Origin of the sequence: Neptunicella marina (genome assembly GCF_014270035.1) — a bacterium.
GTDB lineage: Bacteria > Pseudomonadota > Gammaproteobacteria > Enterobacterales > Alteromonadaceae > Neptunicella > Neptunicella marina.
The window spans coordinates 21,981-31,551 of record NZ_JACNEP010000026.1; the positions used below are offsets into that span (position 1 = coordinate 21,981).

Annotated in this window: 11 protein-coding genes; 6 read left to right on the forward strand and 5 right to left on the reverse strand. The window is 42.4% G+C overall.

Going from position 1 to position 9,571, the window contains the following annotated elements:
* The first annotated feature begins 40 nt into the window (after positions 1-40).
* From H8B19_RS18225 to H8B19_RS18235, 3 genes are read left to right on the forward strand one after another with little or no spacing between them, the layout of a single operon-like run.
* The gene (locus H8B19_RS18225) at positions 41-1,078 is read left to right on the forward strand and encodes a type IV pilus twitching motility protein PilT (protein WP_186508477.1); all 1,038 of its coding nucleotides are present in this window, start codon (positions 41-43) and stop codon (positions 1,076-1,078) included.
* A 14-nt stretch (positions 1,079-1,092) separates the two neighbouring features.
* Positions 1,093-2,205 carry a PilT/PilU family type 4a pilus ATPase gene (locus tag H8B19_RS18230; RefSeq protein ID WP_186508479.1) on the forward strand — a complete coding sequence of 371 codons (1,113 nt, stop codon included), beginning with the start codon at positions 1,093-1,095 and terminating at the stop codon, positions 2,203-2,205.
* Between the two features lie 38 nt (positions 2,206-2,243).
* The gene (locus H8B19_RS18235) at positions 2,244-2,567 is read left to right on the forward strand and encodes a putative signal transducing protein (protein WP_186508481.1); all 324 of its coding nucleotides are present in this window, start codon (positions 2,244-2,246) and stop codon (positions 2,565-2,567) included.
* A 17-nt stretch (positions 2,568-2,584) separates the two neighbouring features.
* Here H8B19_RS18235 and H8B19_RS18240 read toward each other — a convergent pair whose 3' ends face one another.
* Complete coding sequence (locus tag H8B19_RS18240; protein ID WP_186508483.1) at positions 2,585-3,577, reverse strand: catalase family peroxidase; 993 nt, start codon at positions 3,575-3,577, stop codon at positions 2,585-2,587.
* A 116-nt stretch (positions 3,578-3,693) separates the two neighbouring features.
* On the opposite strand from H8B19_RS18240, the gene H8B19_RS18245 reads away from it, so the two are divergent.
* On the forward strand, positions 3,694-3,969 hold the full coding sequence (locus H8B19_RS18245) for a hypothetical protein (protein ID WP_186508485.1): 276 nt from the start codon (positions 3,694-3,696) through the stop codon (positions 3,967-3,969).
* A gap of 35 nt (positions 3,970-4,004) precedes the next feature.
* Here the strand turns inward: H8B19_RS18245 and H8B19_RS18250 are convergent, their stop codons facing one another.
* From H8B19_RS18250 to H8B19_RS18265, 4 genes are read right to left on the reverse strand one after another with little or no spacing between them, the layout of a single operon-like run.
* Complete coding sequence (locus H8B19_RS18250) at positions 4,005-4,850, reverse strand: peptidylprolyl isomerase (RefSeq protein WP_186508487.1); 846 nt, start codon at positions 4,848-4,850, stop codon at positions 4,005-4,007.
* A 32-nt stretch (positions 4,851-4,882) separates the two neighbouring features.
* Positions 4,883-6,634, reverse strand: coding sequence for a GGDEF domain-containing protein (locus tag H8B19_RS18255; protein ID WP_186508489.1), 1,752 nt, complete (start codon positions 6,632-6,634; stop codon positions 4,883-4,885).
* Positions 6,635-6,655: 21 nt separating this feature from the next.
* Entirely contained in the window at positions 6,656-6,838 is a 183-nt protein-coding gene (locus H8B19_RS18260; RefSeq protein ID WP_186508491.1) for a hypothetical protein, read from the reverse strand.
* A gap of 20 nt (positions 6,839-6,858) precedes the next feature.
* On the reverse strand, positions 6,859-7,653 hold the full coding sequence (locus tag H8B19_RS18265) for an SAM-dependent methyltransferase (RefSeq protein ID WP_186508493.1): 795 nt from the start codon (positions 7,651-7,653) through the stop codon (positions 6,859-6,861).
* 236 nt (positions 7,654-7,889) lie between these two features.
* On the opposite strand from H8B19_RS18265, the gene H8B19_RS18270 reads away from it, so the two are divergent.
* Positions 7,890-8,315, forward strand: a complete 426-nt coding sequence (locus H8B19_RS18270) for a CBS domain-containing protein (protein WP_186508503.1) — start codon at positions 7,890-7,892, stop codon at positions 8,313-8,315.
* Positions 8,316-8,451: 136 nt separating this feature from the next.
* Entirely contained in the window at positions 8,452-9,471 is a 1,020-nt protein-coding gene (locus H8B19_RS18275) for a GGDEF domain-containing protein (RefSeq protein ID WP_186508505.1), read from the forward strand.
* The last annotated feature ends 100 nt before the right edge of the window (positions 9,472-9,571 follow it).

Below are 9,571 nucleotides of genomic sequence, written 5' to 3' on the forward strand. Positions count from 1 at the left end.
AAGGTTGTATAGCGTTGATAAGCGTATTAATGGAGTGGCTATGGATATTACCGAACTTTTGGCATTTAGTGTCAAAAATAACGCGTCTGACTTACACCTTTCAGCAGGGTTACCACCCATTATCCGGGTTGATGGAGAAATGCGTCGCTTAAATGTTGATCCATTGGAACATAAACAGGTGCACAACCTGATTTATGAAATTATGAATGACCAGCAACGCAAAGAATACGAAGAAAACCTCGAAACTGACTTCTCATTCGAAGTAAAAGATTTATCACGTTTCAGGGTTAATGCTTTTGTGCAAAACCGTGGAGCAGCTGCTGTACTGCGTACTATCCCAAGTAAGGTGTTAACGCTGGATGATCTTGGCGCACCACAAATTTTCAAAGATATTATCAACCAGCCAACCGGTATTGTACTGGTAACGGGCGCTACCGGTTCGGGTAAAAGTACCACGCTGGCCGCGATGATTGATTATATCAATAGCCATAAACGTGAGCATATACTTACTATCGAGGACCCAATTGAATTTGTTCACGAAAATAAACTCAGTTTACTTAATCAGCGTGAAGTGCATCGGGATACTCACAGCTTCAATAACGCATTACGCAGCGCATTACGTGAAGATCCGGATGTCATTCTGGTGGGTGAACTACGTGATCTTGAAACCATTCGACTGGCAATTTCTGCGGCTGAAACCGGTCACCTGGTTTTTGGTACCTTACACACTAATTCAGCCCCCAAAACCATTGACCGTATTATCGATGTGTTTCCGGCAGAAGAAAAAGCCATGGTACGCTCAATGTTGTCAGAATCATTACGTGCGGTTATTTCACAAACCCTGTTGAAAAAAATTGGCGGTGGCCGGGTTGCTGCGCACGAAATCATGATAGGTATTCCAGCAATTCGAAACCTGATTCGCGAAGATAAAGTGCCGCAAATGTATTCGGTGATCCAAACGGGTCAGGCGCACGGTATGCAAACCATGGATCAGTGCCTGCAGCGTTTGGTGAATCAGGGATTAATTAGTGCGCAGGATGCTGCGGCTAAATCCATAGATAAACAACCTAAATTTTAAATTAGGGGAGCCAAATGGATTTATCGCCTTTTTTGCAGCAAATGGTCGCAACCAATGCGTCGGATTTATTTGTCACTGTGGGATTTCCGGTTAGTGCCAAAATTAATGGCAAAATGACCCCGCTTACTCAGCAAAGTTTAACCACTGAGCAATCTCAGGCACTGTGCGACAGCGCCATGAATGAAAAACAACGTAATGAGTTTGCCCGGACCAAAGAGTGTAACTTTGCTATTGCCCGTGAAGGTATCGGCCGTTTCCGTGTTAGTGCATTCTGGCAACGCGATTTACCCGGCATGGTGATCCGTCGTATCGTCACCCAGATTCCTCAGGCAGATGATTTGGGGTTACCCAATACGCTTAAAGATATCATCATGGCTAAACGTGGTCTGGTGTTGTTTGTCGGTGCAACTGGTACAGGTAAATCAACCTCACTTGCAGCATTAATCGGTCATCGTAATCAGCATTCACACGGGCATATCTTAACCATTGAAGATCCGATTGAGTTTGTGCACGAGCACGGTAATTGTGTAGTGACACAGCGCGAAGTGGGGATTGATACGCAATCTTTTGATGATGCGCTGAAAAGCTCATTGCGTCAGGCGCCTGATGTGATCTTAATTGGTGAAATTCGCTCGATGGAAATCATGGAATACGCCATGTCATTTGCTGATACCGGCCATTTGTGCGTGGCAACCTTGCACGCTAACAATGCCAATCAGGCGATTGAACGTATTATGCATCTGGCTCCTAAAGATCAACACGACAAATTACGCTTTGATTTAAGCCTGAATATGCGGGCTATTGTGGCGCAGCAGTTAGTGCCGACCAAAGACGGGCAGGGGCGGGTAGCAGCGATTGAAGTTTTACTAAACTCACCTTTCGTGCGTGATTTAATTCAACGCAATGAAATTGGCGCGTTAAAAGAAGCCATGCAAAAAGGTCGCGAAATGGGCATGCAAACCTTTGATATGGCGCTTTACGATTTGTACAAACAAGACAAAATATCTCTGGATGATGCGCTGCACTGCGCGGATTCACCAAATGATTTACGTTTAATGATTAAACTGGACAAGGGCGATGGCAGCGGCTTAGGTTCGCTAAGCAATGTATCTATCGATATGGATTAGTTGCTGTCTGTTGTACTGACGTAAGTAAGGATGTTGTTATGCTAAAAATCTTTACCAGTGAAGACAGATTAATGGTGTGGCATATTCATCAGCGGCTGGTGGATATGGGCATACCCTGTAGTTTACGTAATGAATACGCTGTGGGTGGTGCCGGTGAGCTGGCGCCCCAGGATTGCTGGCCGGAAATCTGGTTAGCCGATGAAGAATGGTTGCCCAAAGCCAAGGCAGCAATGGACAGCCTTAAACAAGCCGCTGAAAAACAGTTCGACTGGTTTTGTCGCCAGTGTCAGGAAAAAAACTACGCTGGGTTTGATATATGTTGGCATTGCGAGGCCGAGCGTCCCGACCCCGAAATTGCCTGAGATTAAAACCTGAAACGCTATTTATGCTGGGCGGTTTCTGTTAACCGGCGTCCAAACGATACCGCATAAGCCGGAGAGCGGGCCAGTAATACCGGATCCTGAGTGGGTAAGAATCCTTTGCTTAATAACAGCGGATCATAATTAATCGATTCACACTCTGCGTTAAGACTGGTTAGGGTTAATGTACCGGCGTCAATCTGCTGGTGTAGCCCGGCCCATTGCTCAGTCGGGTCGGTGAGCGCATCGCCCGGATTCGCTAATGTCACCTGCATATGCCAGCTCACTTTCCTCTGTTTTAATGATTGTTTTAGATGCGCGGTTAAAAACTCACTATCTTTTTTCGTAAGCTCGCTGTGACTTAACTTTTTAATCCCCAAATCCGGTATAAAAGACCAACGCGCTGCTGTTTGCTGTTGGTTATTGGTCAGGTAAAACGCATGAATACTGTTGTAGGCGTCATGTTCATAGCCATCTGGTACTCTGTCCTGACCTTTTAACGCTGCTTCTAATTTTTTTACTTCAGGATACTGGGCTTTAAATGCGGCAACTTTAGCTGGATCAGGCTTGCCGGTTTGCGGATCTTTTACCGTCGCCAGTTGTTTGGCTAAAAAGCCTTGTGGGGTGGCAACATCAAAAAACGGCAGGTTTAACATTGCCATTTGATGTAGTTCCGAGTGAGGCAATATAAAACGCAGCGCCATGCCGTGAGTATTCACTGCGTTATCACTGATAGCAGCATAACCGCCGGCATGAGAAAAGCGCCCAATTACGTTAACTTTATTACCACTAAATAACTGGCTCTCACTGTACTGTTGCATGGCCTTGTTGCCGGTAAACTCTGCGGCAAAACACAAACCTTTGGTATGGTTACGACGCTGGCCTTTATGTACACCAAATTTGTTTTCAAGTGCATTTACCACATCCACTGGAAATTGTTGTGCCTGTACCAAATTACTGCTTAACTGATTGAAAAGAATAATAATACTTAAAGTGCAAAGAGAAAATTTCATCGGATTTCCCGAAAAAAGCTAAGGAGTTACTAAAGACCGTTATCGATTTGGGAAACTTTCAATTTTTTCACGATATTTGGTAAACTACGGCCAGCGCAATCATCAGGACAGTTAGTGTGAAAGACGCCAGAGACAAGTTACTCGAAAAACATCAGCAACTTATTCAAACCGATAATGTAAAGGTCCTGTCGCATGTAATGCGCGAAGACGGAGACTGGGTGCAACATACCCTGATGATTGAAAACTGCGAAACGCCGTTTAAATTCAAACGTAAACAGCAATATCAGAATCTAAAAGGTGCCAGGGTGAATTTGTCTTATTATCCCACCAGTGAACAAGTAGCAGGCATGGATTTTGAGGTGATGAAAGTGGTGCGATTGCGCCGCAGTTAGTTTATCTGTTGATATTGCTGCGACGCATTGTAGATTTATTCGGCAGGAATAAGCTCTGCAGTGACATTGCGGTAACACACGTCAATATTGCCGGTGCCTTTATAATGGAAAAATTCATTTTTTAAGGTGCGTGAACCTGCTAATTTTTTGTTATACAAGTCACCAAATTCATTTTGAATACGCAGTGTTAACTGTTTATCTTTGGCTAAATCGCTGCCCACGGATGCTGAGAGTATTTTGCCGCGCTGACTGACGTCATCGATGACTCCACCGTTTTTCACCTCACCACGTGGTAGTTTTTGCACTGCCGCCATGCCATAAATCACCCGGCCAAATACACTCATATTGCGATCTAAATGACGCGGAGCCTGGCCAATATTGATGTAAAAATCGGTGGTGCCACTGTTAATGTCGTTATTGCGTGCCATGGCCACCACACCATAACAATGCAGTAGCCATTCAACCTTGTCTTTATTGTCACGCCCTGCGGCAAAGCCATGCATAATGCCGGTTTCATCCGCTAAAAATTCGGGCGACTGTACTTTAAAAAAACTGCCGTCAGTGGAAAGCGTTCGGGTAAATTCGGCGGCTAAAGGCGCTTTGTGCTGTGACGGCTTTTTCTCGGTGATGTCACCACCTTGTGCCACAAAGCCATCTATTACACGGTAAAAATCCAGGCCGTTATAAAAACCTTCACGCACCAGTGCCTTAAATTGCTTTACGTGATTGGGTGCGATAAAAGGGGCCAGCTCAATCACTACTGTGCCGGTGTCGAGTTGCAGGTAGACCAGATTTTCCTGAGAAGGAATCCGCCAGTCACTGGCTTGCTCGGCCATTACCGGGGTGACAAATAAAGCAATTAACGCTATCCAAAGTTTCATTATTGTTATCCTGTAAAGTTAGCGAATATAGGTTAAGCGGGATTGTTATTTATTAGCGAAGATGGAAATGTATCAGCTATCGGCTGAGATTGTTGAAAGCTGTAAACCCGGTTACGGCCCGAATCTTTGCTTTGGTATAATGCACTGTCAGCACAGGCAAACAATTTATCCAGATTGTAATCAGCCTGATTACTGTGACTAACGCCAAAACTGGCGGTTAGATTAAATGTATGACCGCTCTCGCTGGTATCGATAGCGGCAATTTGTTTACGGCAGACTTCTGCGATTTCAATGGCCTTATCTTTGGCGCAATTGGGTAACAAAATAGCAAATTCTTCTCCGCCCATGCGACCGATAATGTCGTTGGCACGACAAACCTGTTTTACGGCTTTGGTGGCCTGAATTAATGCCCAGTCACCCACTAAATGGCCGTAGTTGTCGTTAACACGTTTAAAATAATCCAAATCAAATACAATAAAACTCACGTCCTGCTGAGTCTTTTGGCAATAAGCCAGACTGGCTTCCGCACATTGAGTAAAGTGATTTCGATTGAATATACCGGTCAGAGCATCTGTTTCGGCAATTTTACGCAATTGTTTGTGTGTTTGACGGTTTTTATAAATCCAGAATAATGCAATGGCGAGTAAAATTGTCGCAACTAATAATAATAGATTTTTATTTCTGTCGTTGGCCGCTGCTAATTCAGCCTGAGTGGATAGAAGTTTGTTTTGTTGATTGAGTAACTTCATTTCATTACTTTTTTCAAACTTTGCTTTTTGAAGTGCTACTTTAGCTGCGACAGTCTGGTCATAGTCTCTTTTCTCAAGTTCTTTAAATTGCTTATAAAAAATTAGAGATTCTTTATATTCACCTCGCTCACTGCTAATTTCAGAGAGCGCTTGGTAGGCAATCATATTTGGTAAATAGTAATTATCTGAAGAATAATTTTCTAATATGTCTATAGCATGTTTTTCAGCGAGTGTATTTTTATCATCTCCCAAATAAGCTACAACTAAACGCCCTAAGTAATAAGCTGTCAGACTTTTGTAAGATAAATTTTTGGCATCACTCAGATGATCATTTAACAGTTGTATAGCATGGCCATAACGTTTTTTTTCAATATAAAAATCTGCCAAATTCGTAGTGATTGCTAATTCCAGGATTTTTTCATTAATTTTGGCACACAGAGCTATAGCATCGAAAAAATTATTTTCAGTAATTAAATCCGATTTTAATTCTTTAAAAGCATATAATTGTTTCTCTAGCACTGAACACTTAGTTCTTGGATTGTTGGTGATATTAAGTATTTTGTCTGCTAGCTCAATGGCAAGATTAAATTCTTCAATATTATTGTAAAAGCTAAGTAACGACACTTGTACATTTTGTTTAAGCTCATCAGGTTCGAGTTTGGTTATAGTATCCTTTAGGCTGTTGACTATATCTATTGCGTTGTTCCAATCATGAAGGTTTGAATAGATGCTTAGCAAAGCATTTTGGGCTCTAGCCTTTATTTTGATAGATTTTGAAGTATCAGCAACTTGATTTAATTTTTGAATTGCGTCCTGTGTATTACCTTCCATTAATATTGAAAAAGCCATAAGAAATTTAAATAGCTCATTCTGTTCCGGAGTAAGCTGTTTAACATCAATAGAATTTAAAAGAGTTCTGGTTTTATCCGGAGAGGATGTTCTATTGTCTAAAGCTAGTTGAAGAGTGGTAGCAATATCATCTTGTGCAAAACTAAATTGTGGCGTAACGCATAATAGGCAGCATATTGCTGCCATTATTGAATGCTTTCTCATTACTTATTGGACTATTTTATCTTCTTGTTCATCTTCGTCATCAGGAGTGTCGTGAACCATCGGTGGTGGTACTACTTCATCGTCGGAACTTAATTTTATCAAATCATTAATTTGTTCTGACGTTAATTGACTTTTATCGAATTGACTATCCGCACCTAATTTTTCTAAAAGCTCAATTGCACTCATCTTTATTTCCTTTTGTTTGTTTATAACTCTTGTTGTAAATCCAGTTCTGCCAATTTATCTAATACTGTTTGGTTTTTCACCATTTTTTGGCTTGGAGGAACCACTAATGTGCTGATTAAGGATACATGGGCAGAGGGTAAGTTTTTTAATGCCATCCATTCAATACGCATATCATCTAACGCGGTAAAAGGACATTCGTATATTGCCACCTGATGTTCCAGTGGATAATGCTCACTGAGTAAATCTACCAAAACCTGACGATAAGCTTCGCCAGTGCTAAAGCGTTTAACTGTTGTATCACCGGCTAATCCTACCTGCCACAAAATTAAATAAGCAGTAGGGTCGATCTGGCGCTGATATTTCATTAACTGAGTTGTTTCAAAGTGCTGGCTTCCTACCCGACCAGGATCGATGCCCATATCGGCATACAGGCAATCTTCAGCGGAAACACCGGCTTCCATATGCGCTTCATAGCCTTCTTTACGTGCTTCTTTAACTACGCGATGTGGGGCCCAGGCAAATACGCCGGCATGACCATAAAAAGCACCCACAACGTTTTTACCCTCACGCACAGCTGCCATCATGGTATCCACCATTTCGCGGTAGGTGTCTGCGCGGTGTTTGCCCTTGGCATATAACCCCTGCAGAGACTGATAATTAGGGTTGATTGATTCAAGCCACTGTTCAACTAATGGTGGATTGCTGCCAATGACAATATCGGCATGTTCAATGTAGCTGCGGCAACGGGGAGTCATGTGTGCACCTAATGTCATACCTGTGCTAACCACAACAATACTTCCTTTTTTACTACTCATAAAAATCCATTCTATTTATACGACTGGTGATTGGCAGATTGTTATAAAGTTTTACCAATCAGGGGGATGCTTCGATAGTAAGCTGACTTCGCGTTTAAATTCAACGTAGTGGACGTGAATAATTGATGAATTATCGAATAATTCTGTTGTTAACAATAATGTTGATCCTTGTCATAGCCTAAAGGGCTAAATTTTTCTATGCTGATACCACTTAGCTTGTAAACCATGGAGTCGTGATGAAAGTACAAGATATTATGAGCAGCCATCTTAAAACACTGGGACCGGATGCAACTTTACATGATGCACATAATTTAAGTCGTGAATTAGGTGTGCGCCATATCCCAGTGGTGGACGATGATGGCAATTATATTGCTGTGGTTACGCAAAAGGCGCTGATTGCCAAGGTAATGGGGCTGGTAAGTCACTACGATAAAAACCAGTTAGCGGAGCAGGAAAAAGCCATATCTATTCGTGATGTTTATGTTCCCGACTGCACCACTATTCAGGCCGGACAAAATTTACTGGATATCGCTGAGTACTTTTTAAACTTTAAACACGGGTGCCTGCCAGTCGTCGCTACTGATGGGAAATTGCAGGGCATTGTTACTTCGTCAGATTTTGTCAAACTGGCCATTCGATTACTGCAACAACAAACTGAATAAATAAACGCATAACTAGACACTGTCAGGCTGCTGGAAAATTCACCAGTAATTTGCTAGTGTCTCGTCACCTTTTTAAGCGCTCGTCCTGAGCGCTTGTTATTTTAGAATGCCGAAATCTGCGGCTTGAGATGTAAAAATGACAGGTCAGTTGGTACAGAATGTACAGCATCGTCGCGATGTAATGCGTCTGCTGCTGAGTATTACCTTTTTTGGTGGCATGTTTTTCGGGGTGCTTAATTTATATCGTGGTTTGCTGCCGTTAGCCGTGCTGGAGTTGGTTTATGGTGCGTTTTCACTGTATTTATTGCGCATTGTTAAACATACCCCTGATTTAAAAAAGTGGACGCTGATTTATTTGCTGCCCTTTTTTAGCATTATGATGTACGCCTTATATGTGCCCAATTCTTCATCATCTATTTTTGCGTGGGTGCTGACCATTCCGGTTATTTCTTATCTCTTGTTAGGCCGTCGTTGGGGATTTTGGTTAGCCGCGGTGTACATAACCATAGGTGTGGTGGTGTACCACATTAAATTTTTAAGTGACGATGGGACGTTAAATTTAGCATTGTCGGTGAATGTTTTACTAAGTGCCTGCCTGATGATGACCTTTGCTCATGTGTATGAGAAAAATCGTGAGCAAAATGAACAACGTTTACTGGAACTGGCTGGTACAGACCGGTTAACTGGTTTGGCAAACCGAATGAAATTAAGCGAGGACTTTAACCGTTGTCGTTCTTTCGCCAGACGTCATCAAACCCCATTAACACTTATTCTGCTTGATCTGGATTATTTTAAAAATATCAATGATCAGTATGGCCACCACGTGGGCGATTTAGCCTTGTGTCATGTGGCGGATTTTTTCCAGCAACGCATCAGGAAATCAGATTTACTGGCACGTTTTGGTGGTGAAGAGTTCGCTATTTTGATGACTGCTGCGGAGTTAGCGGACTGTGTTATGCATATAGATCAGCTGAGGCAGGAGTTACAGCAAACACCTTTGGTTACTGATTCACAACAGATTACCATTACTTTTAGTGCAGGCATGGCCAGTTTAGGCAAGGATGGTGACGATTTACAGCAGTTACTGCACAGCGCCGATACGCGGCTTTATCAGGCCAAAAATAATGGGCGGAACTGCGTGGTATATAAAGATTAAAAAAGCGGCTTAAAGCCTAATGCCAGTCAGTTAAGCTGACTGGCATTTTTCTTTTTATGGGGATATCGATTTGTTTTCGGTTTTACCCATCTTGGATAAG